Origin of the sequence: Undibacterium pigrum (assembly GCF_003201815.1) — a bacterium.
In the GTDB taxonomy this organism is placed as follows: Bacteria; Pseudomonadota; Gammaproteobacteria; order Burkholderiales; family Burkholderiaceae_D; genus Undibacterium; species Undibacterium pigrum.
Genome location: NZ_QJKB01000015.1, coordinates 24,592 through 46,559 on the forward strand (window position 1 = coordinate 24,592; position 21,968 = coordinate 46,559).

Consider the following 21,968-nt stretch of genomic DNA (forward strand, 5'->3'; position numbering starts at 1 on the left):
GGCTAAAAGCTTAAGACCACTCACCACAGATAATATGTATGTCATCTCCAATGTTGTTCTCCGTGTCTCTGTGGTGAGATTTTTGGTCTTCGTCCAAACAAAAAGTAGATATTGGGCAGGCTAAATCTTGCACTTCAAATAAATATTTTAAAAATAGCTTGCAAATAAATAGCGCGCTATTTAAAATGCAAAGCATGAAAACCGCAACCAGCAAATCAGCAAACCAAAGTTCAACGCCACAACTGGGTGACCAGCTTTGTTTTGCCCTGTATTCGACTTCGCTGGCAATGAACAAGCTGTACCGCAAGTTGCTCAAGCAAATGGGGATTACCTATTCGCAGTACCTCGTGCTCATGGTTTTGTGGGAGCAGGATGAACAAACCGTCAATGACATAGGTGAACGCCTGATACTTGATTCGGCCACCCTGACGCCTTTGCTCAAGCGCATGGAAGCGCAAGAGCTGATCACCAGGGTCAGGTCGGCAGCGGATGAACGCCAGGTAATTATTTCGTTGACCAGGGCAGGTAGCGACATGCGCAAGCAGGCAGCAAGCCTGCCGACTTCAGTCTTGTGTGCCACAGAATGTTCAGCCGACCAGGCGCGCGATCTGAAGCAGGAGATACTGGCCTTGCGTGAAGCCTTGATGAAGAATGTTTGACGGCCATGGAAGCCATTGAGGCTCATTGAGGCCTGGCCAGGATAATCTGGTATTGATACATATGAAATGAGTTGCATGTCTTGATCCATGCAAGAGAGTCGTTTTAATTTTTTGTCTTTAATATATATAGTGCGCTATTTAATAGCGTATTAATATAGCTGTAGGAGCGGCTTTAGCCGCGAGCATTGTTGCCGTGCCAGACGTTCGGGTCATGCAGGCATTCGCGGCTGAAGCCGCTCCTACAGTGTAGTTAGGAAGCGCAACATTAAAGAGGAAGTAATGCGCACCTCATTTAGCTGAATGAGGTCGAGAGAAAAGAACTTATCTCGCCTTCAGCAGTTTTTAAAATATATAGCGCACTATTTAATGGTTGGTTAATTAAATGAAGTAAATCGTCCATGCAATATCACAGGACGATCAGAAGCTTTTTTTTGTAGCACCAAATCGCAGTAATCCCACTGCCATCACATGAAAAGGAAATCATCATGACACACTTGAAATCGCTCCTCGCTGCAACCGCTATCAGCCTCTCCATCAGCAACGCCTTTGCCGCGGGTAGCCCTGGTGTTGAACCGACTACACAAGCCTTCCTGCAGGCGCTGGAAGCTGGTGGTGGCAAGCCACTGGAACAATTGCCTGTGGCTGATGCACGTGGCGTGCTGGTTGGTGCACAAGCTGGTGTCAAGCTGGTGCTGCCTGCGGCTGATGTGTCTGAGAAAACCATCAGGCTTGATGGTAGCGATATCAAACTCACTATCGTGCGTCCGGCTGGCGTCAAAAAAACCTTGCCCGGCTTCATGTACTTCCACGGCGGTGGCTGGGTACTGGGTGACTATCCTACTCACGAAAGACTGGTGCGCGATCTGGTGGCAGAATCCGGCGCTGTCGCCATCTTCGTCAACTATACACCTTCACCAGAAGCAGGCTATGGCGTTGCCATCAAACAGGCCTATGCCGCAACCAAATGGGTGGCAGAGCATGGCAAGGAAATCCAGGTCGACGGCAGCCGTCTGGCAGTCGCAGGCAATAGCGTCGGTGGCAATATGGCAGCCGTGGTCAGCCTCATGGCCAAAGACAAGGGCGGCCCCAAACTGCGCTCACAAATCCTGTTGTGGCCAGTGACGGATGCTGACTTCAATAACGAATCCTACAAGCAGTTTGCAGAAGGCCATTTCCTGACCCGCAATATGATGAAATGGTTCTGGGATAATTACACCACCGATGCCGCCAAACGCCAGGAGATTTATGCGTCCCCCTTGCGTGCCAGCACTGAACAACTGACCGGCTTGCCACCAGCGTTGATACAAACCGCAGAATTCGACGTGCTGCGCGACGAAGGCGAAGCCTATGGCCGCAAGCTCGATGCAGCAGGCGTCAAGGTCACAACGGTAAGATACAAGGGCATGATCCATGATTTTGGTTTGCTGAATGTGCTGGCCAAAGTACCGGCAGTACGCTCAGCGATGTTGCAGGCGGGTGGGGAATTGAAGGCGAGTCTGAAGTAAGGGGCGTACATTTTTAACGCAGCTTGCAAACTTTAAAACATCAAGACCACTCAACACAGAGGCACAGAGACACAGAGCAGGCACAGAGGAGAACATATGGCAGACTGCAAGCCATAGCGAGTTCTACGAGATATTTAATCCCTCAGTGCCCCTCTGTGTCTCTGTGCCTCTGTGGTGAGATTTTCGGTCTTATTCAAAAACACAATCAAATATCAAGTCAAGCCGTAGGGCACACCTTGTATTTGGCATTGAAAAAGACTTTACAGCACTCAGCACGTAGGTTGGGCTGCGCTTTATCAGCCCAACACTGGGCGTTCAAATGACGTATACGTTTTTTGAAACCAAGTGTTGGGCTGATACCCCGTAGCCCAAGCTACGAGTTAATAGCACTTCCAGACCTTCAGGCTGTGCCGCACGCATCGTCTTTTAAAATGCTACACAGCGATGGTGCGCACGGTGCGCCCTGCAGGACATTTATCTGTATTGAAAAAGACCAGACAGCACTCAGTTTTTTGATTGAACCACATCCAGCTTGTAAACCCCCGCCACAGGATCATCTTCCACCGTCACCGCAGTGATGCTGGCATTGTCATCGCCGAAACTTACTGCTGGCAGCATAATGCCATTGATGACAGCCTGCAGGGTATAGCCAGGACAAGCCATGTTCCTTAGTTCTTGCCTGTATCTTCAAGAGACTTTTCTTTGCAAATGTGACCGCAGGCCATGCATGTTATTTTGCGGGGTTGTGGCACGATAACACCCAGAAAAAAATAGATACCGATAGCACTGAGCATGCCCGGATTTGTGTTGCTGTATGAGATATCGCTGCTGCCACAATGCGGGCAAGTGTCTGGCTGGTCGGCAGCGCCAAACTCAGCCTCCGTTGCCTCTTGCAGGGCAGAGGCATAATCACCCTGCATATATTGCGCAAGCACTTCTTTGGCGCGCTCCTGCGCCGCATAAGGCACACGCAAATCCACGCCACCAAGGGCTGTGGACCATTGCCAGTTGAGCCAGATCTGATGCTCACTCGCCAGGCATGCCGGGATATCTTCAGACTCCAGCAAACCCCTCAAGATATGGGCATCCCAGGGATTGAGGAAGGTGGCGATGGTAATTAAATCTTTTGATTGAGACATACTTTGGACGCAGAAAAAGCCCGGGCCGGTAGTGTTGATAATGGATATGGAGCGCGCTGAAAAATATCATGATGCAGATATGCTGACGCAAGTATACACCAGCCGCTTGAGCAGCGATGATCTCAATGAGAGCCGAAATAAAGATCAGGCCAGCCCAGCCCCCTCATGCATGCGCAAGGCCGTACGCATCTGCCTGACTTCTTCCAGCGGGCTGCGGCCAAACAGGCGTTTGAATTCGCGGCTGAATTGCGAGCTGCTTTCATAACCCACGGTATTCGAGGCGGTATAGGCATTCATGCCAGAACGTATCATCAGCAGGCGTGCCTTGTGCAGGCGCATGGCCTTGATGTACTGGATGGGCGTGGTGCTGGTTACCTGTTTGAAGTGCAGATGAAAGGCGGGCAGGCTCATGCCGGATTCACGCGCCAGGCTGTCTACATCCAGCTTGTCGCTGAAACCATCATGTATCTTGCGCAGGGCGCGGGTGATTTTCTGGAAATGGCTGCCCTGGCTGAGGGCGGCGCGCATGGCTGCACCTTGTTCACCCATGAGTATGCGGAAATAAATTTCCCGCACGATGGCAGGTGCCAGTATCTTTGCCTCCAGCGGCGAAGCCAGGGCTTGCAGCAGGCGCAGCACCGCCTGGGCCAGAGTGTCGTCTACCTGCGTGGCATACATGAAGGCCGCTGCAGCATTTGCGCTGGCCGGGTTTGCAGGGGCAGTAATCTGTGCCTCCTCAACCGCCAGCGCCAGTTCGGCTGCCAGGGCGTGCTGTATGCCTACATGGATGCCCAGCATGGGTTGCTCGCTGCTGGCCTCAGTATCGGCTTCAAAGGGCATGGGCGCAGAGACCACCAGGTATTGCCGCGCATCATAGACAAACATGGCATCTCCCAGATAGGCACGCTTGCGCCCCTGCACGATGATGCAGATGCAGGGCTCGTACATGACAGGCGTGCGGCTATAGGCATGGTCGCTGCGCATGAAATGCACGTAGTCCAGCGCCGAGGCAGTAAAGCCTTCCTGTAGCGCCAGGCTCGCCACCATGTCTGCCAGTTTCTGGTTGATATCGTGCTGGTTTTGCATAAGTGTGATGAAGAGGAACAGGCATTCATCATAGCAATAATCGCTGCAAATTTGCCAGGCGTAATAGGATTAGGCAAGAATCAGAAAGTTTCCGGCATTTAGTTTGTGCTGCTGTCTGCCTATCATGGCCACATTCCGCAATCAGCGGTCCTACTCGAAAGGCAGATCATGAAACAAAAAACCTGGTTAATTACTGGTGCCACCCGTGGCATAGGTGCAGCCATCGCCAAGGCTGCACTGGATGGTGGCGACAAAGTCGTCGTCACTGGCCGCGATATCAGCAAACTGCAAAGCCAGTTTGCCAGCTATGGTGACAAAGTGCTGGCACTGACGCTGGATGTCAATGATGAAGCCCAGGCACAAGCCGCAGTGAAAGCCGCCTGCGCACAGTTTGGCAGTCTCGATGTGCTGGTTAATAATGCTGGCTATGGGCAACTAGGCCTGTTTGAAGAAATCAGCACCGCAGAAATCCGCCAGCAATTCGAGACCAATGTGTATGGCAGCATGAATATGGCACGCGCTGCCTTGCCTGTCATGCGTGAACAAAGGCGCGGGCATATCTTCAACCTGTCATCAATAGGCGGCGTGGCCGGTTTTGAAAGCGCATCCGTGTATTGCGCCAGCAAGTTTGCCATAGAAGGTTTTTCTGAATCGCTGGCGCTGGAAGTGGCACGCTTTGGCATCCACGTCACTATCGTCGAGCCCGGTTTCTTCAGGACAGATTTTCTGGACCAGACTTCGGTACGCTATGGCGACAAAACCATTGCCGACTATGCCAGGAGCGGCATCAACAGCCGTGAGACTTTTGCCAGCTACAACCACCAGCAAGCCGGTGACCCGGTCAAGCTGGGCGCAGCGGTGCTGGCCATCAGCAATATGGCAGAACCACCATTGCGCTATGCAGCCGGTTCTGATGCGATAGAAGTCGTCGCTGCCAGCCTGGAAAAACACCAGCAGGAATTGCAACAATGGCGGGTGTTGTCGGTGTCGACGGATGGGGATTTTGCATAGATCAGGTTTCACAGCAGGGTGCGTCGTGCGTACTGCGCACCCTGCAAAAACGCCTCTCTTCCTTCTTTGTCAAATATGCAAAATGTGACATACTTGCACTGTATTATTGACAAGTAATGAACAGGGGAGGGTGAATGCGGGGTGCTTCATGTCTGCATGCGTTGGCAGGGAAGTGGTTCAGGTGCTTAGCCCTGGCCGCAGGCTTGCTCGCCAGTGGCATGAGCCAGGCCGCAGGTGAGACTGCGGGCGAGATCAACTGGTATGTCTACCCGCTGCCGCCGCTGTATATTCCTGATGGGCCAAACAAGGCGGAGGGCATCCTTGATCTTGCTCTGCAACGCCATGTCATCCCTGCCTTGCCTGCCTACCAGCACAAGCTTATCCACGTGCCGCTCAAGCGTCTGGAATTGATGCTCAGGGATGAACCCAATGCCTGCGCACTGGGCTTGTTTAAAAATGCCGAGCGTGAAAAAACCATGGTGTTCTCGACGCCATTCTTTGCCCAGATACCACCGGGTGCCATGATACCGCGTGCACAGATTGCGCAATTGCGCCCCTATCTGGGTGCGGCTGACAAACTCAGCCTCAGTCGTTTGCTGGAAGATGAAACCCTGACCGTTGGCGTGCAAAGTGGCCGCAGCTATGGTGCTGCCATTGATGAGCTATTGCAGATGTATAAGGAGAAGGGCAAGAAAAACATCTTCCTCAACAGCGCCCCCAATGCCGCGAAAAGCCTGTTCCAGATGAATGCCCTGGGACGTGTCAACCTCATCCTCGGCTACCCCTATGAAGCCAGTTTTTTGAACGGTCGTGACAGCGCAGATTTTGTAGACCTGAAATTCTATCCCCTGCAAGAACAGCCCCCTTTCCTGCTGGGGTATGTGGCCTGTTCCAAAAGCCCGTTTGGCGAACTAGCCATAGAACAGATCAATGCCGTCCTGGCCCGCCGCGATCTGCTGGAAAGCATCGCCTCTTATTACGAAGGCTGGCTGCCTGAAGATGCTCACCCGCTGGCGCGTCAGGTGTTTAACCTGGCTTTTCCTGTCAAGGCAAGACCGCGTAAATAGTTTGGCACAAATCAGTTTCATCAATAAGCTGGAAGTTCCAGATGCTACAATTCCCTACCAGATCACTGCTTACGACCTAGCTTATATTCACCATGCAACTTGACCGATTCGACCGCCAGTTACTCAATCTGGTTCAGCAAGATTCCAGCCTGGCGGCTGAGCGCCTGGCCGAACAGGTGGCCTTGTCACCTTCGGCCATACAAAGGCGCTTGCGCCGTTTGCGCGAGCAAGGAGTCATCGTGCGTGATGCCGCAGTGCTTGACCCGGCGCAGATAGGCCGCCCCAATTTCTTCATCGTCTCGCTGGAAGTCGAACGCGAGCGGCCAGAACTGCTGGCACAATTGCGTGCATGGCTCAATGAGCAGGAACATATACAGCAAGCCTTCTATGTCACCGGTGAAGTTGATTTTGTCCTCATCGTCACGGCACCGCATATGGAAGCCTTTGAAGCACTGATGTCGCGCCTGCTGCAAGAAAATGCCAACGTCAAACGCTACACCACCAACGTCGCCCTGGGGCTGGTCAAGCGCGGGCTGAATATCCCTGTACCGCTGGATGAGGCTGAATAATTTCAGAAAAGCGCTGGCACCGTTTCCTGTAGGAGCGGCTTCAGCCGCGAATGGCTGATGTATCTGATAAAAGCTGATATAAGCTGAGGCGACAGACACGGCAAAAATGTTCGCGGCTGAAGCCGCTCCTACGATGCCTGGGCAAGCGTATTTATTCTGCTCTTTATTAATCCTGGGTTTCACCCGACAAAGGCGTCGCCAGCATGGATGGCCGCGTGATGAAGGCTTCATACCAGGCCGTCAATTTTGGTCTTTGTTCCCTGAAGCCGGGCAGCTCACGAAACTCCAGCCAGCTCAGCGACGTGGCCACTGCAATATGGCCAACATGCACAGCGCCATCCACATCCAGTTCCTGCTCCAGCCAGTCATAACTGGCCAGCAGTTTTTGCGTATGGCCATCACGCAGTGGCGGATAGCGCAAGGCTTCCGGGCGGCGTGAGGTTTCCCAGCGCACTGCAATACCAGAGTCTGCCATACCCTTGGCGACGGCCTGCACTCGCAAGGCATGCCAGCGTGCTTCACCCTGCAAGGGGATCAGTGGGCGGCCCGTGTGCAGGCTGTCCAGGTATTCGCAAATCACATCAGAATCAAAAATGGGTGGCAAGCCTGGTCGCAACAATACCGGCACTTTTCCCAGCGGGTTTTGTGCATAGACGGCTTCATTGCGCTTGGTCGGGCTGGTTTCATGGTGGATAACTTCCAGCTGCCCAGCCAGGCCAGCTTCATGTGCAAATACCAGGGCTTTGCGTGCGTAGGGAGAATGGGTTTGATAAAGTAATTGCATGGCGATGTTTTCATGTAGTGAGAGACTGCACTAATGCTAGTCCTGGTCTCGCGCATTTTCGGCGCAATGGTCGGCCTGATTCTGCGTTTTTCTAGCAAGTTGCAGCCATCTTTGCGGCGCAGATTTTTCCTGCGCCTTTACACTGGGCAAATGAAAACCACATCACTACACCAAATACAGGCATCATCCCTGCTGGATGCTTATCAGGCCACAGACTTGCTGGACTTGCCACAACTGGCTGCTGCTGCAAGAGTCGGGCGCGTTCTGGTCAAGGCAGAAAACCAGCGCCCGCTGGGCAACTTCAAGGTATTGGGCGGCATGGTCGCCGCCTTGCGCGCCCTGGCACGTGCCACAGGCATAGCGACGCTGGAAGAATTGCAGACAGCCAGCACGCTACCCAGACTCATTTGCGCAAGCGATGGCAATCACGGCCTGGCAGTAACAGCCGCAGCCAAAAGGGCAGGTACAAAGGCCATCATCTATTTGCCAGAGGGCGTGGCCGCAGCCAGGGCAGAGCGCATACAGCGCCTGGGCGGTGAAGTCGTCTGGATCAAGGGCAGCTATGATGAAGCCGTCTTGCAAGCAGCTGCAGCAGCCAGCAAGGGCGCAGGCTTGCTGGTGGCAGACACCTCGGCAGACCCGCATGACATCGTTGTGCAAGACGTCATGGATGGTTATGGCCTGATTTGTACCGAATTACAACAGCAATTACCAACTCAACATGCACAGCGTCCAAGTCACCTTTTCATACAGGCAGGCGTAGGTGGCCTGGCGGCCGCGATGGCGCAGGGTTTGTATGCCAGCATGTGTGATCCTCGCCGCATCATCGTCGTCGAACCTGCATCAGCCGCCTGCGTCGCCCTGGCCCTGCAAGCTGGCCATCCGCTCAATGTCACTGGCGAGCTTGAGACCAGTGCCCAGATGCTCTCCTGCGGCCTGGCATCCACCCCGGCGCTGGCGATCTTGCTGCAACACCAGGCCAGCGCCGTCAGCGTCAGCGAAACGCAATTACAGGCTGCCATCAGCATCATGCAAAGCCACGGCGGCCCGGCCAGCACCGCATCTGGCTGCGCTGGCCTGGCAGGTTTGCTGCATGTCGCAGCAGACCCGGCATTAAGGGTAGAGCATGGGCTGGATGAAGATAGTTGTGTGTTGCTGGTGGTGACGGAAGGTGCGCTGCCCGTACTTTAATGATTTGACATGCTAAGTTGCAACTCCCGGCGAACGGCATCGTTTCAGTATCATGGAGATGATGCACATTCATGGCAAGCAAGGCCTCAATTTATCTTGTCTCGGCCATGCGCTGTGCCTATACTAAGAAAATAACATCATATCGGGAGACATCATGAAGCGATTTGCATTGATCTTTCTGGCTTTGTTAAGTGCCATGATTTTCCCGAATGCCTATGCTGACAGCCCGGCTGATGCCATAGATATGGTTGAAAGAGGTCTGGCCTACGTCAAGAAAAACAGTGTTGAAGCACTCATCAAGGAAGTGAATAACAAAAATCCTGAGTTCGTCAAAGGCGACCTTTATCTCGTCGTGCGCAGCCTGGACGGCACCACCCTGGCACATCCCATCAATCCCAAGCTGGTAGGCAAGAACATGATAGTCTTGCCTGACGCCGACGGTAAATTCTTCCGCAAGGAAATCGTTGAAGGCGCAAAATCCAAGGGTAAAGGCTGGGTAGATTACCGCTACAATAATCCTGTCACCAAACAACTGGAAAACAAATCCACCTACTATGTGCGCAGCGGTGATTACACCTTGGAAGCGGGGATTTATAAGGGCAATTAAGGCAGCCTGAACTAGCTGTCATCCTCGCCAAATATCGAGCCGCAAAATATCAAAACCAATAAAACGTCCCAGGCAATCAGGATCACTTACTTCCACAGGAATGGGCAGCAAGCATGCGCCACAATCTGCCAATGCAATGCCGTCATTGCTATCTACGCTGACCAGTTTGGCCAGGACACGGTAAGACCATAAGCCAGTAGAGACGAGTGCCAGTTCCTCAAAGGGGTTTACCCCGATGTCGGCGTCATCATCAAACATACATGTGAACTTGACCTCAAATTCTTTACCTTGCTGTGGATAAGGCAAAGCAGAATAGACAACATTGTCCATGCCTGTTATTTGCCTGCCCTTGATCTCAATGATCATGGCCTCACCTTCTTCACCTGTAGAGCTGATTAATTTTGCGAGCATGTGATGAGGACTTTGAGCTTGGAGGAAAATAACAGGGAAGTCGATTGATCAAGCCAAATTGTATTCAGGCCACCCCAACGCAGGCTGGGACCCATCTGTGCAAGATCTGTTTGTGTGAGTGAAGAAGAGATGTGCAATGCGGATATACCTTCGATATGTCTGCGACTATTCGGTGCTACTCGTATCTGCGGAGATTAATAAAAATGCTGGCTGGCAAACGGACGCGATAGGGTAGTGATAAGATATATATCGTTAATACCTGCATTACGGAGGCTGTTGGTAGCGGCTACTACTGCCGCGTGGCTAGCCATGGAATAGGGTCTTAAGTGTATTTTTGGTTGTTCTGGCGCTATCCTGATCAGACGTTGTTGCAACTCTTTTTCAGATATAGCGACACCATTCCAAAACAGGGTGTCATCAAAATCAATGTCGATGTCGATGCCGACTATGCCGCAACCGCTGGTCCAGGACGTGCCTATGTCCATCAGTAAGATATTTCTTTTTTGTGCCACACCAGCGATCATCACCATCATGAGCACCAGCAGGACGCCAATAAGCGGTGTCATATTCACTTCCAGAAAACGCTCAGTGTCCTTGTCTTGCTCAAGTGAGTGAGAAAAAACCATGAGGCATCCTTAAGAAAGTGCAGATGCCTTAGCATTACATTAATTGAAGCAGGATGCAAGTATTTGAGGGGCAAGCATGGTGATGCTTGCCAGCCTTGAAAAGCTACTTCCCCGTCATAGGCCAGTCAGCCTGAAAAGCTGGTGCGGTCCTGGCATCCTGGTCTGCACCCTGGCTGGCAGAGGCGGCGCTTTGTTCAGCGACTGATGCCGATGCTGCGCTACTTTCCAATGCGGTATTGATGGTATCCGCCAGTGGTTTTGGGGATGGTAGTTTGGCGAATTGGGCGGGTACGCCGCTGGCCAGCAATTGTTTTTGTTCTGCTGGCAATTGCTGGTAGGCTTCCCATTGCCTGGATTTTTGTGCGGCTTCGAGTTTCTTCGCCTGGGAATAATTCAGGCGGGCGATTTGTTTTTGTTCGGGGCTGAGCTGTGCCCATGCTTCCATGCGTTTTTGTATGCGCTTTTGTTCATCCGGGTTCAGGCTGACATAGCGATTGGCAATACCCAGCCATTTTGCCCTGCTTTTTTCATCCAGCGTTTCCCAGTGAGCTTGCAGCGGCAGCAAGGCTTTTTGCTGTGAAGCGTTTAATTCTTTCCAACCAGGTTTGCCAGACAATGGTGTTGCCGCGATACCTGGCTTCATCTGGCTGGCCTTGGCCTGTGCCAGTTTGCCAGCGGCAGCAGTGTGTGCTGTATCGGCAATTTTGAAATACAGTATTCCGGCTAATGTGGCGATGCCAAGTGCACCAACGATACTTGCCAATTCCGGGATTTTGCTGACGGGTTTCATGTAGCCACTCTCATTGAAAGACTGCGTAGCCTGTATTTTAATCTTCATTTGCGTTTTCGTCAGTGAAAGGCAGAGAAACATCTTGTATCAGCCTCTCATAGCAAGAAGTTTTGTGTTTGTATTTAATTTCCTGGATATCCTCAATGTTTGCTTTATACCGTAGGAGCGGCTTTAGCCGTGAATTTTAGCTTGCGTAGCGCCGGGTTGCGCCAATTTGAACCGTTACCGTTGTGTTTCGACTGTGGCTGGCATTCGCGGCTGAAGCCGCTCCTACAGAGAGAGCTGGCAATGATGCTTCATCAATACTTCTTTATATCTCTTTGTTCTTGAGCTGGTATTTGTCAAAGGCGTCCATTTCCACTTGCCACAGGCGGGCCTGTTCGCGCAGCCAGGTGGTGAAGGCGCGTACTTCGGGCAGGTCGGCGCTGTCTTCGCGCAAGATCATGAGGTTATCGCGTGCCGTGGGGCAAGAGGTGTCGCAGGCGATGACCAGGCTGCCCGCCTGCAGGCGTCGCCAGGCGATGGACAGGCGGCCCAGGGCAATGCCCTGGCTTTGTTGTGCGGCCTCAAGCAATACGTCAGCATCGTTATACGCCTGGCCTTGCGGTACAAAGTCGTCAGGCATGCCAGCGGCTACCAGCCAGTCGGTGGGGTCAAGCGACAGGTGTTGCAGCATGGTGCTGGCAGGCCAGGTTTTTGGATTGCTGCCCAGCCTGGCGTTGAGTTCTGGTGAAGTCAGGGCCATGAGGCGGTCAGTAAACAGTGTTTCGCAAATCTGGTCTGTGCTTTGGCGGGTACCGTGGCGTATGGCCACCATTGCCACGCGTGGCGCAGCACGCACCAGCGCATAGTCGGTATCGATGATAAGGCGGATATGTGGATGGGCATTGCTAAAACTGGCCAGGCGCGGCAACAGCCATTCCTTGGCGATCGATGCCAGGGTGGCAATGTGCAGGGTTTTCTGGGTGTCGTCGGCGGGTGGGTAGATAGCCTGGTGCAGGGCAGACAAAGGCCCGGCCAGGCGCGTCAGCAGGGCTGTGCCATCGTCCGTCAGACTCACTCTTGGGCCATTGCGCTTGAACAGGGTCAGGCTGCTCCAGTCTTCCAGCTGGCGTATCTGGCGGCTGATGGCACCTGGCGTCAGGCTCAGTTCTTCTGCTGCACGGCTAAAGCTGCCCAGGCGCGAGGCGGCCTCGAAGGCTTGCAGAGTAAACAGGGGCGGCAGTTTGCCATGCATATTGAAATTTCCTCACTCTCATGTTGCGAAAGTATCGTTTTTTGTGCAGACATATTACGACAATAATTTCAGCATTGTTCAATCCAGGGAAAGCAAATGCAAGCAATCATCGTCAATCAGTTTGGCGGGCCAGAACAGTTACAACTGCAAGAAGTGCCAGCGCCAAACGGGGAAGTCATCGTCAATGCCGCCTGGGCCGGGGTTAATTTTGTGGATATCTACCAGCGTGAAGGCCGTTACCCTGGCGTCAGACTGCCCTGGGCCATGGGTATAGAGGGCACAGGCATCGTTGCCAGTGCACCGGCTGATAGCGCGTGGTGCGCGGGCGACCGGGTCGCCTATACCACAGGCGTGCAAGGTACTTATGCCAGTCAGGTTGCCGTGTCTGCCGCGCACTTGATACCTATCCCCGATGCAGTCAGCCTGCGTGATGCCTGCGCCGCCATAGAACACGGCCTGACAGCCATCATGCTGACGGAAGATGTGGCGCGCCTGCCAGCCTCAGGATCAGTGCTGGTACACGCCGCTGCCGGCGGTGTAGGCGGCTGGCTGGTGCAATTGCTGGTGGCGCGTGGTCTGACAGTATTCGGCACGGCATCATCTGCCAGCAAGGCAGAGTGGTTGCAGAGCATGGGAGCAGTACCCTTGCGCTACGATGATGGCAGTGACTGGGTTAGCGAAGTGCGTGATCAAACCCGCGGCCATGGTGTGGCTGTGGTGTTTGATTCTGTCGGTAAAAGCACGTTTGCACAAAGCCTGGAAGTGCTGGCCCCTTGCGGCCACCTCGTGCTGTTTGGTGCCGCCAGCGGCCAGCCTGATCCTGTCGATGTCCTGCAACTCATGAAGAAGAGTATCACCCTGACGCGCCCGGTATTGCCGCATTACCTGAACACCCCTGCGGCCTTGCAGGCCCATGCTGCCAGGGTGTTCGATTGCCTGTCCAGCGGCACGGTCAAACTGCGCATCCATGCCGAATATGCCTTGGCTGATGTGGCACAATCACATGCCGCACTGGCAGAACGAGGTACGCAAGGCAAGCTTTTATTATCCATTCATTCTCAACTCGCTTAAGGAACAACCATGTCTGATATCGCTAAAAAACTGCAAGAACTTGGCCACATCCTGCCACCCGTCAAAGCACCCGCAGCCAATTACCTCAGCTATACCCTGCAGGGCAACCAGCTCATCATCGCCGGGCAGGTAGGCAATCCGGGTTCTGCCAAAGCAGGTGTGCTGGGTGCGGGTGGTTCAGCCGAGGCAGCCCACAAGGAAGCACAGATGGCGGCGCTGCGCCTGCTGGCGGTGATTGATGCTGTCACCGGTGGCGATATTGAGCGTGTGGCCCAGGTGCAGCGCCTGGGTGTCTTCGTTGCTGCCAGCCATGATTTCGATGGTCACAGCGCTGTCGCCAATGGTGCGTCTGATCTCTTTGTTGCCGTCTTTGGCGAGCGTGGCCGCCACGCCCGTACAGCAGTGGGCGTTGCCAGCCTGCCCACAGGTGCAGCAGTTGAAGTGGATGCGATAGTACAACTGGTGCCAGCATGATCAGCCCGGAACAACTGGCGCAATTGCGCGCGCAAACACCGGGCCTGGATAAAGGCCTGCACCTGAACCATGCCGGTGCTTCGCTATTGCCACAGGCTGCTCTGCAAGCCATTCATGCGCATCTTGATCTGGAAGCACAGGTCGGCCCCATGGAAGCGGCCCTGCTGGTGGCCGACAAACTGCAGGCGCTGCGCGAAGATGCTGCCAGGCTCATCAATGCCAGCAGCGATGAAATCGCCCTCATGACATCTGGTTCCAGCGGCTTTGGCAGTGCCTTTGCCGCCATGCCCCGGCTGCAAAAGGGTGACAGGATTTTAGTAGGCCGACAAGAATGGGGAGGCAATCTGGCCAACTACCAGCGCGCCGCACAGGCTGCTGGTGCCACCGTAGAAACCATACCCAGCCACGCCGATGGCAGCGTCAATGCCAGCGCACTGGCACAGATGATGGACAAGCGCGTGCACCTGGTTTCACTGACCTGGCTGCCCGCCAATGGCGGCCTCATCAATGATGCAGTCGCCGTCGGCAAGGTCACTGCCGCGGCAGGCGTGCCTTATCTCATCGATGCCGGGCAAGCCCTGGGACAAGTGCCTGTCGATGTGCAAGCCCTGCAATGTGATGTGCTCAAAAGCGCAGGCCGCAAGCACTTGCGCGGGCCACGCGGCACGGCCTTGCTGTATGTGCGCAAATCATTTCTCGATAAACTGGAACCTGCCTGGGTCGATGTATCCTCTGCACCTATCGCATCAGATGAAGCGCAATTACGCCACGACGCCCGCCGCTTTGAAACCAGCGAAGCCGCCGTGGCCCTGCAACTGGGTCTGGCCGCATCCGTCAAACTGGCATTGACTTTGGGTGTGGAAAACCTCGGCAGTATCAGTGCCGCACTGGCAAAAGCCTGCCGCACAAGACTTGCCAGCATACCCGCCATCAGCCTGCATGACCTGGGTGAGGGCGCACAATCCGGCATCGTTGCTTTCAATCTGCGCGGCCATGATGCCATGGCCCTGAAAAACAGGCTGGCGCAGCAGCGCATCTATATCGGTGCCAATGGTGTGCCCTACACCCCGCTGGACATGCAGGCACGTGGCCTGCACAGCATAGCGCGCGCATCTTTCTCTTATCTGAATACCCTGGATGATGTCGAGCAACTGGCGCGAGCGCTGGAGGGCATGGATTGAGTTTCATGGATTGAGTTTCATGGGTTGAGTTTCATGGGTTGAGTTTGTGTGTTGTGTACTCTGCATTTCATACGCATGAGGTACAGCACACAGCATCTGTATTGGTGATATGAAACATGATGAAATTATGTTTCTTATCCGTTTGATTGTTTGACACAACAATATCAATCATGTTTTCATTTGCCCAGGTTCAGGGCGAAGCCTGCGGCTATCCTGACTGCATTTCTCGCTCGCCATCTTGCGTGAAATCCTCTTAACGACGCTCCGGGAAAACAACATGGGACTGTTGGACTTTTTCAAAAGCAAGCCTCCTGCACGCATCTCTCTGGAGCAATTGTCCTATGACATTGCGTATCAGATTCTGCCCCATTACGTCTTCCGTCAGGCAGCGCAGTTATTTGATATCGTCGGAAGTTCCAGCGAGACTTCGCATTTCCTGTTTTATCACCTGGCCTGCAAATCACTGTCCATCCCCAGCCTGCAAGAAGAAGCTGCGCAATATCGCTGGCACAAGTTTGATCTTGATGCCAACCATACCTTGCTGGTACTGGCTTATCCACAGCCAGTGGCGATAGACCTGACAGGCAAGTCCGTCAAAGAGATTACGCAAAGCGCAGGCACCTGGGTGATTGCACCACATTTTTCTGGCATCGTGCGCAGCAGGCAGCATGATCACATCCGCTACTATGTGCTGGGCCAGACATCCATGGGCGGCGGCACAGTCTTGCGCGAGATTGACGACATGGCGACCAACGCCAATCTGGGCGCCGGGCCTGCGCCTGAGCTGGATCATTTTGTGAGCTTGATGCGGCAGCGGCTGGAAGAGCCCCTGGCATGAGCTAATAAATTTCTGAAAGCATCAATGCTAAAAACTGAATTATTCAATTTGCTGGAAGCACTTCTGGAAAAATCTGATAAAGAATATGATCAAGGTGGATTGATATACACCTACACAGAGGCGCCAAGACAAGCACACAGCCTTATGCGCAAACCTGGGCAACTGGCATTATCAGAAGCTGAAACGAAAGACTTCGCTCGATTCTTGCAGCAGAGTCAATCTGAAGCCAGTTATGGAATCAAAGAAGCAAATGCTGAATCTGTCACACTGGCAAATAAAATCATCTCTATGCTGAAGACAGATCTTGAATTTGATGAGATAGTGTTTTCAACGATAGATGAGGGCTGGGACATGGAAGTATCGTTTTCTATGGCACGCAGAGCAGATAATCGCTACTATCACTTATTGTTTTGGTGGTCAGTTGATTGATATTGAAACTTGTGGTGGCAGGTGCGATTAATCAGGTGCGACTAACAGCGTAATTGTCCGTCGGGATGTCGATGTATGAATGTGTACAAGTTACAAGCCGACCTGACATGGTCTGTTAGTTGATATGAGGCTGAGATCGGTACAATTCCGCCAGTCGAACTCTGAAGTTAACCGCAACAGTTAAATACCCAATGATCAATCTGAACCGAAGGTAAGGAGTTTTCATGTCTACAGATCGAGAAATTGCTGAACGCGTAAAACACTTGCAGAAGAGCGCGAGGGACTTCGGATTAATAGAAATTCCTGGATACACGGACTGGTCAAATCGAAAGTTGGCTGAGGGCGAATCTGAGGCGCTTATCGCTAATCTTGACGCGAGGAGCATGTGGCTAACGCCAGAAGAAGTTGAGAATATTGGTGAGGCTGACTTCGATGAACTGCTTGACGATCTCAAATGCCAGTTTGGGGAGTAAATTAATCTTCAGCCGGGTTGAAAATATTTGAATGTTAGACTTACCACCGAAATAGGAAATTTTAGTATCGTTGAGACGCTTAGCATCGCGCAATCATGAATTCGTACGCATGTAAGAAACGACAGCAATCCTGATCTCTCGTTTCTTACATGCGTACGATTACGCTGCTGATCGTATCTACACAATGTATCGTTTATTCGACTACCTGCATCCAGCGTTTTTCCTGCACTGTGCGTTCCTTGAAATACTTGCGTGGATTACCGCACATGTAACAACTGCAGCTTGGTACAGCATTCAAGACTTTGCCCAACTGTTGGGGATCAAGCTTTTTCGTCCAGCCATAATAATACTGACGTTTCTTTTTAAGCCGCGCAGCATGATGCCTGCGCAGGGCGCGAGAGAGATTTTTCATCATTGTTCCTCATCAATCCTGGCGGCCCGATTGCCGCTTTATGGATCATTAGGAACTGCCTGCAATGATGGTTCATGATGTTCACTCTTTTACTTGTGTCGATATGGCGTAGTTGAGGATGCAATTGTCTTTTGCAAGAGCATTGCTGATGAATGCAATTTCATGCAATCTGCATGATGCCACGCGGTCGACTGGTGGCGCTGTGCCTGGCTATGCGATGCTATTTAGAAAAATACTGTATGTCAGCACTTTTTCTGAGTTCATCATAGTTAACGACCACCACACCGGCATGCATGCCGATGGCGAATTCATCATCATGCATGGTGATATTGGCTGGTACAGAGTACCACGGCGCATTGTGAACTATGATGCTCAAACTAACTTCATTCTTGTAAAATCTGATTACTTCCAATTCATTTCTTGTCAGCACATACACGCGATCTTGCGTGGTAGCGACGTCGACAGGTGCGCCTGTCAGTAAGGTGATCAGCACCAGTTCAGGTTTGCCGCTACTCTCATCAATGCGGTAGAGACGGCCACTGTCGATAAGGTGATGTGCAAGACCGGCAAGTACAAAAATTTGATGGTTCAGTTTGAAGAAACCCTTGATGTTTTCTTTGATGACAGTGAAGGATTTACCCTGTTTGTCGGTAGCGATCAGTTTGCCACCAAACTCGCCGTTGTCGCGTGCTTCATAGTGATATCGTTTGCTGTCGATGTCGAAGCTGAGGCCATTTGGCGTACGCTGTCCCTGATTGACAACGAGCTGCCCTTTATCACTTTTGACGCCATAAAAGGGGAGATGAATGCGATCCAGCTTTATGCCGCCTGTTTTGTCGCGTACTTGCTGGCTAAAGCCCATGGCTTGCAATTGTCCGGCGAAGTCAGTGGCATGTGTCAGGGGGGACATAAGTAAGCTGAGGATGAATGCGATTATTTTCATATTTCCAATGCTCCCAGCGCCACACTCACATCTTCCAGCAAATCATCCACATGCTCCACCCCCACATGCAGGCGCAGCAGCCAGCCGGTTTTGGGGGCGCGCTGCGGTGCCACGGCGATGAGGCTGTGCACGCCGCCCCAGCTATTGCCCAGCGTGAATAGCTTTAGCGCCGCGACAAATTTTTCTATGTTGGCCAGCTCATTTTGTTTGAGGGTGAAAGACAGCAGGCCATTGCCCAGCTTGAAATCACGTTTCCACAAATGATGGTAGGCATCGCCTGGTAGCGGCGGATAATGTAGCTGGTCTATTGCCGCATGGTTTTGTAAAAATTCGGCCATGCGCAAGGCAGATGCGTATTGTCTTTCCATTCGCAATGCCAGTGTGGGCAAGCCGCGCAGGGCCAGGAAGCATTCGTCGGGGGAGACGTAATAGCCCAGTAGTTCTGCAGTGCTGCGCAGTTCATGATGGCTGGCTTGGTCGCGGGCGCTGACTGCACCCATCAGCAAATCTGAATGGCCGCCTACGTATTTGGTCAGTGCCTGTATGCTGAAATCGACGCCCGCATCCAATGCCCTGAAACCCAGCGCCGTGGCCCAGGTATTGTCGATAGCGACCTTGATCTGGCGTGCATGAGCAGCAGCGACGATGGCGGGTATGTCCTGCATTTCCATGCTGTTGGAGGCCGGACTTTCTGTCCAGACCAGGCGGGTGGTCTCTTCAAAAAAATTGGCGATATCTGCCCCCGCATCATTGGGGTAGATGGTATGGCGCACACCCCATTTGGCAAACAGGGTTTGCGTGACTGTCAGGGTAGGGCCATAGATGCTGTCTGGCAGCAGTACATGGTCACCGGCACCCAGCAGCATGCTGTTCACCAGCACGATGGCTGCCAGGCCGCTGGGCACCAGCACTGTGTGGCCGCCGCCTTCCAGCTCAGACAGCTTGTGTGCCAGCGCATAATGAGTCGGTGTGCCGTTTTGCCCATAGCTATAGCCAGTATGTGCCTGTTCCTGCCTGTGCAAAAAAGCGGCCACATCGGGGAAGACAATGGTCGATGCATGGAACACGCCTTGCGACAGTGAGGCAAAGCCTTCGGGTATGTCGCTGGCTTGCTGTGCCAGTGTGCTGCTGATATGAGTCATGGTTTTATCTCTATCTCAAAACGGTAATTGCGCAGCAGGTATGACCTTGATCTGGCCCATCTCGCGCCACACCCAGTTATGGTGATTGCTGATGGTGGGCGCATCCAGATGCGGGCGCTGGCGCGTGGTGTGGGCGTCAGCCACGACATTGGTCTTGATACCCAGGGCCGCAGCCTGGCGTATCGCGCTGTCCAGGCAAAATTCACTGGCATAACCACAGACATAGATTTCATTGATGCCACGCTGTGCCAGCCCGGCCTCAAAGCCGGTTTGCTGGAAGGCGCTGCTATGCTGCTTGTGGCAGACGTAGTCCTCTGGCTGGGGCGCAATCGCCGTGGGGAAATACCAGGTGTCGCTGTCTTTTTCCCATGCCGTGCCAGCTTCATTATGCTGTACGTAGACGACAGCCATGCCCGCTTTGCGCGCCCTGGCGATGAGCTCGCTGATGCGGGCCAGCACCAGTTCCGCCTGATAGGCTGGTGGTTCGGTAAAGACGGCTTTCTGGAAGTCGATGATGAGCAGGGCAGATGACATGAGGGAAGTCTCCAAAAAATGAGCGTGTAGTCAGGTGGCGGGGGCCATTGTGGCCAATTGCAATAAATCCGGCGGCAGGCTCCAGTTTTGTTTAATGAGCTGCACCGCTGCCTGGCTGTCGCCTGTGCGCAGGGCCTCAATGATGGCAGCATGTTCGGCGACTGATTGCGGAGCCATGCGCTGGTCACCAAAGTGAGCCAGTTCTATACGGCGTATACGCGGGCGCAGGCTGGCCAGCATCTTTTCTATTTCCAGATTCTGGCTGACCCGCACGATGATGGCGTGAAATTGCGCATCCAGCGCCGTGGCAAGCTGATGGTCTTGTGCGGCAATTGCTAGTGCCAGTGCGTCATTGCAGGCAAGCAGTTCCTGCAAATCGGCCGTCGTCAGATGGGGCAGGGCAAGTTCCAGCGCGGCAGCTTCCAGCGCCGCAACGACAGGATAAAGCTGGGAAATATCGGCCAGGTTGGACGGTGCCACCTTGGTCCATTTATGAAAACTGGTGACAACCAGGCCCTCATCCTCCAGCTGCCGCAAGGCTTCACGCACAGGCGTGCGCGATACCCCCAGCTGCGTCGCCAGTTCCTGGTCACGCAGTATTTCGCCAGGGGCGAGCTGCAATTCTATGATCCATTGCTTGAGGTTGCGGTACACCTCTTCACGGGCAAGAGAGCGGGCTAAGGGGGCGGTGCTGGCTGGTATGGGCATGCTGGTTTATGGCTGTGAATGACTGCTAATACGCTTGTTTTGACAAAATATCGCTAAGTAATATGTAATATACTACATAGGAAAAGTTTTGTCCTTAATAGAGTCATTAATAGAATTATGTTGTTTATGTGGAATGCCAAGTGTTTTAATGATAACTTGTTGCTATATTCATATTCACGCTTGGGTGGGGGGAAGCGCGTCTGCTTGCCGCAATCGCTCATCAACATTTTTGAGAGACATCGATGAAAAAAATACTTTTTCTGTTGCTCGCTTTCCATACTGTTTTATGCCCGGCACAAGAAATCTGCGTAGCAAGCAAGATGAATGCAGAACTTGAACAAGTGCTGGAGCGTGATCAGGGTTTGCGTACTGCGCATATGCTGGCTGGCTATGATCAACAATTTGCGCCCAGTCCCGAAAATAAGGCCAAAGTAGAAAAAATCCTGCAAGACATACTTGTGGGAGATACAAAAAATCGCGCCATCGCCCACGATATTTTTAACACCTGTGGCTGGCCTGATGCAAAACAACTGAGCTACAAGGCCAACACTGCCTTATTCCTGACTATCCAGCACAGTAGCAAGGATGACCGCGCCAAGTATTTTCCTTACTTTGAAAAACTCTACGAGAATAATCAATTGCATAGTTTTCGCTACGTCATGATGCTGGACCGCATGCGTTATGATCAGGGCCTGGGCCAGTTGTATGGCACGCATTTTGTACCCGGTAAAGACGGCGTGGAATTATACGGAGAGGTTCATGAGCCAGAAAAACTCAATGAAAGACGAGAAAAAATTGGGATGACGCGCATATTGGCATTTGACGAAAAGTATCCGCCGCAAGTGGGGCATGGCGTGGTGATGAGCAAGAGTAAATGAGTTGTTGCGCATGACGGTATTCGAATAGTCACAAGTGCCTGAAACCCGTTATGCCCGACTTGATCTTTGCGAATTGCAGGCGCATGTATGCCAACAAAGCCGCTGGATACCAGATCGAGTCTGACATGACGGTTTTGGAGTTATCGCTTTGAATGAGTGATGCGTGTTTCCAGGCTGAGCGGTGGCTGCTTGCTGAATGGATG

Annotated in this window: 27 protein-coding genes; 14 read left to right on the forward strand and 13 right to left on the reverse strand. The window is 52.8% G+C overall.

What is annotated here, in order from left to right:
- Window positions 1–185: 185 nt before the first annotated feature.
- Both DFR42_RS25590 and DFR42_RS25595 read left to right on the forward strand, forming a co-directional pair.
- Entirely contained in the window at window positions 186–659 is a 474-nt protein-coding gene (locus tag DFR42_RS25590; protein ID WP_484418684.1) for a MarR family winged helix-turn-helix transcriptional regulator, read from the forward strand.
- A gap of 485 nt (window positions 660–1,144) precedes the next feature.
- The gene (locus DFR42_RS25595) at window positions 1,145–2,164 is read left to right on the forward strand and encodes an alpha/beta hydrolase (protein ID WP_110257906.1); all 1,020 of its coding nucleotides are present in this window, start codon (window positions 1,145–1,147) and stop codon (window positions 2,162–2,164) included.
- Between the two features lie 504 nt (window positions 2,165–2,668).
- Here the strand turns inward: DFR42_RS25595 and DFR42_RS29365 are convergent.
- The 3 genes from DFR42_RS29365 to DFR42_RS25605 all read right to left on the reverse strand — a co-directional run bounded on the left by DFR42_RS29365 (window position 2,669) and on the right by DFR42_RS25605 (window position 4,389).
- The gene (locus DFR42_RS29365; RefSeq protein WP_170133682.1) at window positions 2,669–2,827 is read right to left on the reverse strand and encodes a hypothetical protein; all 159 of its coding nucleotides are present in this window, start codon (window positions 2,825–2,827) and stop codon (window positions 2,669–2,671) included.
- A gap of 5 nt (window positions 2,828–2,832) precedes the next feature.
- Window positions 2,833–3,303 (reverse strand): putative signal transducing protein, encoded by a 471-nt coding sequence (locus tag DFR42_RS25600; protein WP_110257907.1) that lies wholly within the window; start codon window positions 3,301–3,303, stop codon window positions 2,833–2,835.
- Between the two features lie 144 nt (window positions 3,304–3,447).
- The gene (locus DFR42_RS25605) at window positions 3,448–4,389 is read right to left on the reverse strand and encodes an AraC family transcriptional regulator (protein ID WP_110257908.1); all 942 of its coding nucleotides are present in this window, start codon (window positions 4,387–4,389) and stop codon (window positions 3,448–3,450) included.
- A gap of 168 nt (window positions 4,390–4,557) precedes the next feature.
- Between DFR42_RS25605 and DFR42_RS25610 the strand changes: the two genes are divergently transcribed.
- The 3 genes from DFR42_RS25610 to DFR42_RS25620 all read left to right on the forward strand — a co-directional run bounded on the left by DFR42_RS25610 (window position 4,558) and on the right by DFR42_RS25620 (window position 7,036).
- The gene (locus tag DFR42_RS25610; protein ID WP_110257957.1) at window positions 4,558–5,400 is read left to right on the forward strand and encodes an oxidoreductase; all 843 of its coding nucleotides are present in this window, start codon (window positions 4,558–4,560) and stop codon (window positions 5,398–5,400) included.
- A gap of 134 nt (window positions 5,401–5,534) precedes the next feature.
- A complete protein-coding gene (locus DFR42_RS25615; protein WP_110257909.1) occupies window positions 5,535–6,467 on the forward strand; it encodes a TIGR02285 family protein in 933 nt (310 codons plus the stop codon).
- 92 nt (window positions 6,468–6,559) lie between these two features.
- Complete coding sequence (locus DFR42_RS25620) at window positions 6,560–7,036, forward strand: Lrp/AsnC family transcriptional regulator (protein WP_110257910.1); 477 nt, start codon at window positions 6,560–6,562, stop codon at window positions 7,034–7,036.
- 166 nt (window positions 7,037–7,202) lie between these two features.
- Here DFR42_RS25620 and DFR42_RS25625 read toward each other — a convergent pair whose 3' ends face one another.
- Complete coding sequence (locus DFR42_RS25625; RefSeq protein ID WP_110257911.1) at window positions 7,203–7,820, reverse strand: glutathione S-transferase family protein; 618 nt, start codon at window positions 7,818–7,820, stop codon at window positions 7,203–7,205.
- Between the two features lie 150 nt (window positions 7,821–7,970).
- Here DFR42_RS25625 and DFR42_RS25630 point away from each other — a divergent pair, with 150 nt between their 5' ends.
- Window positions 7,971–9,011: a pyridoxal-phosphate dependent enzyme gene (locus DFR42_RS25630; protein ID WP_110257958.1), complete on the forward strand. Its 1,041-nt coding sequence runs from the start codon at window positions 7,971–7,973 to the stop codon at window positions 9,009–9,011.
- A gap of 154 nt (window positions 9,012–9,165) precedes the next feature.
- Entirely contained in the window at window positions 9,166–9,618 is a 453-nt protein-coding gene (locus DFR42_RS25635) for a cache domain-containing protein (RefSeq protein WP_110257912.1), read from the forward strand.
- 18 nt (window positions 9,619–9,636) lie between these two features.
- On the opposite strand, the gene DFR42_RS25640 is transcribed toward DFR42_RS25635, so the two are convergent.
- The 4 genes from DFR42_RS25640 to DFR42_RS25655 form a co-directional block, all read right to left on the reverse strand.
- Window positions 9,637–10,029 (reverse strand): hypothetical protein, encoded by a 393-nt coding sequence (locus tag DFR42_RS25640; protein WP_110257913.1) that lies wholly within the window; start codon window positions 10,027–10,029, stop codon window positions 9,637–9,639.
- Window positions 10,030–10,223: 194 nt separating this feature from the next.
- Window positions 10,224–10,655 (reverse strand): ExbD/TolR family protein, encoded by a 432-nt coding sequence (locus DFR42_RS25645; RefSeq protein ID WP_110257914.1) that lies wholly within the window; start codon window positions 10,653–10,655, stop codon window positions 10,224–10,226.
- A 103-nt stretch (window positions 10,656–10,758) separates the two neighbouring features.
- On the reverse strand, window positions 10,759–11,493 hold the full coding sequence (locus tag DFR42_RS25650; RefSeq protein ID WP_170133683.1) for a DUF3106 domain-containing protein: 735 nt from the start codon (window positions 11,491–11,493) through the stop codon (window positions 10,759–10,761).
- A gap of 262 nt (window positions 11,494–11,755) precedes the next feature.
- Entirely contained in the window at window positions 11,756–12,682 is a 927-nt protein-coding gene (locus DFR42_RS25655) for a LysR substrate-binding domain-containing protein (RefSeq protein ID WP_110257916.1), read from the reverse strand.
- Between the two features lie 96 nt (window positions 12,683–12,778).
- Here DFR42_RS25655 and DFR42_RS25660 point away from each other — a divergent pair, with 96 nt between their 5' ends.
- The 6 genes from DFR42_RS25660 to DFR42_RS25685 all read left to right on the forward strand — a co-directional run bounded on the left by DFR42_RS25660 (window position 12,779) and on the right by DFR42_RS25685 (window position 17,148).
- Window positions 12,779–13,753 (forward strand): quinone oxidoreductase family protein, encoded by a 975-nt coding sequence (locus DFR42_RS25660; protein ID WP_110257917.1) that lies wholly within the window; start codon window positions 12,779–12,781, stop codon window positions 13,751–13,753.
- A 9-nt stretch (window positions 13,754–13,762) separates the two neighbouring features.
- Window positions 13,763–14,227 carry a RidA family protein gene (locus DFR42_RS25665; protein ID WP_110257918.1) on the forward strand — a complete coding sequence of 155 codons (465 nt, stop codon included), beginning with the start codon at window positions 13,763–13,765 and terminating at the stop codon, window positions 14,225–14,227.
- On the forward strand, window positions 14,224–15,408 hold the full coding sequence (locus DFR42_RS25670) for an aminotransferase class V-fold PLP-dependent enzyme (protein WP_110257919.1): 1,185 nt from the start codon (window positions 14,224–14,226) through the stop codon (window positions 15,406–15,408). The genes DFR42_RS25665 and DFR42_RS25670 overlap by 4 nt, the downstream gene beginning before the upstream one ends.
- 277 nt (window positions 15,409–15,685) lie before the next feature.
- A complete protein-coding gene (locus tag DFR42_RS25675) occupies window positions 15,686–16,246 on the forward strand; it encodes a hypothetical protein (RefSeq protein WP_110257920.1) in 561 nt (186 codons plus the stop codon).
- A gap of 24 nt (window positions 16,247–16,270) precedes the next feature.
- A complete protein-coding gene (locus tag DFR42_RS25680; RefSeq protein ID WP_110257921.1) occupies window positions 16,271–16,675 on the forward strand; it encodes a hypothetical protein in 405 nt (134 codons plus the stop codon).
- A gap of 224 nt (window positions 16,676–16,899) precedes the next feature.
- Entirely contained in the window at window positions 16,900–17,148 is a 249-nt protein-coding gene (locus DFR42_RS25685; RefSeq protein ID WP_110257922.1) for a hypothetical protein, read from the forward strand.
- A 193-nt stretch (window positions 17,149–17,341) separates the two neighbouring features.
- Here DFR42_RS25685 and DFR42_RS25690 read toward each other — a convergent pair whose 3' ends face one another.
- From DFR42_RS25690 to DFR42_RS25710, 5 genes are all read right to left on the reverse strand, one after another.
- Window positions 17,342–17,560, reverse strand: coding sequence for a hypothetical protein (locus tag DFR42_RS25690; RefSeq protein WP_110257923.1), 219 nt, complete (start codon window positions 17,558–17,560; stop codon window positions 17,342–17,344).
- A 220-nt stretch (window positions 17,561–17,780) separates the two neighbouring features.
- Window positions 17,781–18,470, reverse strand: coding sequence for a hypothetical protein (locus tag DFR42_RS25695; protein WP_170133684.1), 690 nt, complete (start codon window positions 18,468–18,470; stop codon window positions 17,781–17,783).
- A 29-nt stretch (window positions 18,471–18,499) separates the two neighbouring features.
- Window positions 18,500–19,645 (reverse strand): trans-sulfuration enzyme family protein, encoded by a 1,146-nt coding sequence (locus DFR42_RS25700; RefSeq protein ID WP_110257925.1) that lies wholly within the window; start codon window positions 19,643–19,645, stop codon window positions 18,500–18,502.
- 15 nt (window positions 19,646–19,660) lie between these two features.
- Window positions 19,661–20,179, reverse strand: coding sequence for an isochorismatase family protein (locus DFR42_RS25705; protein WP_110257926.1), 519 nt, complete (start codon window positions 20,177–20,179; stop codon window positions 19,661–19,663).
- A 30-nt stretch (window positions 20,180–20,209) separates the two neighbouring features.
- Entirely contained in the window at window positions 20,210–20,887 is a 678-nt protein-coding gene (locus tag DFR42_RS25710) for a GntR family transcriptional regulator (RefSeq protein ID WP_110257927.1), read from the reverse strand.
- A gap of 242 nt (window positions 20,888–21,129) precedes the next feature.
- Between DFR42_RS25710 and DFR42_RS25715 the strand changes: the two genes are divergently transcribed.
- Entirely contained in the window at window positions 21,130–21,765 is a 636-nt protein-coding gene (locus tag DFR42_RS25715; RefSeq protein WP_110257928.1) for a hypothetical protein, read from the forward strand.
- Window positions 21,766–21,968 lie beyond the last annotated feature (203 nt).

Coding starts and splice junctions, on each gene's coding strand:
- DFR42_RS25590 (WP_484418684.1), top strand. CDS start 186: ATGCAAAGCATGAAAACCGCAACCAGCAAATCAGCAAACCAAAGTTCA.
- DFR42_RS25595 (WP_110257906.1), top strand. CDS start 1,145: ATGACACACTTGAAATCGCTCCTCGCTGCAACCGCTATCAGCCTCTCC.
- DFR42_RS29365 (WP_170133682.1), bottom strand. CDS start 2,827: ATGGCTTGTCCTGGCTATACCCTGCAGGCTGTCATCAATGGCATTATG.
- DFR42_RS25600 (WP_110257907.1), bottom strand. CDS start 3,303: ATGTCTCAATCAAAAGATTTAATTACCATCGCCACCTTCCTCAATCCC.
- DFR42_RS25605 (WP_110257908.1), bottom strand. CDS start 4,389: ATGCAAAACCAGCACGATATCAACCAGAAACTGGCAGACATGGTGGCG.
- DFR42_RS25610 (WP_110257957.1), top strand. CDS start 4,558: ATGAAACAAAAAACCTGGTTAATTACTGGTGCCACCCGTGGCATAGGT.
- DFR42_RS25615 (WP_110257909.1), top strand. CDS start 5,535: ATGCGGGGTGCTTCATGTCTGCATGCGTTGGCAGGGAAGTGGTTCAGG.
- DFR42_RS25620 (WP_110257910.1), top strand. CDS start 6,560: ATGCAACTTGACCGATTCGACCGCCAGTTACTCAATCTGGTTCAGCAA.
- DFR42_RS25625 (WP_110257911.1), bottom strand. CDS start 7,820: ATGCAATTACTTTATCAAACCCATTCTCCCTACGCACGCAAAGCCCTG.
- DFR42_RS25630 (WP_110257958.1), top strand. CDS start 7,971: ATGAAAACCACATCACTACACCAAATACAGGCATCATCCCTGCTGGAT.
- DFR42_RS25635 (WP_110257912.1), top strand. CDS start 9,166: ATGAAGCGATTTGCATTGATCTTTCTGGCTTTGTTAAGTGCCATGATT.
- DFR42_RS25640 (WP_110257913.1), bottom strand. CDS start 10,029: ATGCTCGCAAAATTAATCAGCTCTACAGGTGAAGAAGGTGAGGCCATG.
- DFR42_RS25645 (WP_110257914.1), bottom strand. CDS start 10,655: ATGGTTTTTTCTCACTCACTTGAGCAAGACAAGGACACTGAGCGTTTT.
- DFR42_RS25650 (WP_170133683.1), bottom strand. CDS start 11,493: ATGAAGATTAAAATACAGGCTACGCAGTCTTTCAATGAGAGTGGCTAC.
- DFR42_RS25655 (WP_110257916.1), bottom strand. CDS start 12,682: ATGCATGGCAAACTGCCGCCCCTGTTTACTCTGCAAGCCTTCGAGGCC.
- DFR42_RS25660 (WP_110257917.1), top strand. CDS start 12,779: ATGCAAGCAATCATCGTCAATCAGTTTGGCGGGCCAGAACAGTTACAA.
- DFR42_RS25665 (WP_110257918.1), top strand. CDS start 13,763: ATGTCTGATATCGCTAAAAAACTGCAAGAACTTGGCCACATCCTGCCA.
- DFR42_RS25670 (WP_110257919.1), top strand. CDS start 14,224: ATGATCAGCCCGGAACAACTGGCGCAATTGCGCGCGCAAACACCGGGC.
- DFR42_RS25675 (WP_110257920.1), top strand. CDS start 15,686: ATGGGACTGTTGGACTTTTTCAAAAGCAAGCCTCCTGCACGCATCTCT.
- DFR42_RS25680 (WP_110257921.1), top strand. CDS start 16,271: ATGCTAAAAACTGAATTATTCAATTTGCTGGAAGCACTTCTGGAAAAA.
- DFR42_RS25685 (WP_110257922.1), top strand. CDS start 16,900: ATGTCTACAGATCGAGAAATTGCTGAACGCGTAAAACACTTGCAGAAG.
- DFR42_RS25690 (WP_110257923.1), bottom strand. CDS start 17,560: ATGAAAAATCTCTCTCGCGCCCTGCGCAGGCATCATGCTGCGCGGCTT.
- DFR42_RS25695 (WP_170133684.1), bottom strand. CDS start 18,470: ATGTCCCCCCTGACACATGCCACTGACTTCGCCGGACAATTGCAAGCC.
- DFR42_RS25700 (WP_110257925.1), bottom strand. CDS start 19,645: ATGACTCATATCAGCAGCACACTGGCACAGCAAGCCAGCGACATACCC.
- DFR42_RS25705 (WP_110257926.1), bottom strand. CDS start 20,179: ATGTCATCTGCCCTGCTCATCATCGACTTCCAGAAAGCCGTCTTTACC.
- DFR42_RS25710 (WP_110257927.1), bottom strand. CDS start 20,887: ATGCCCATACCAGCCAGCACCGCCCCCTTAGCCCGCTCTCTTGCCCGT.
- DFR42_RS25715 (WP_110257928.1), top strand. CDS start 21,130: ATGAAAAAAATACTTTTTCTGTTGCTCGCTTTCCATACTGTTTTATGC.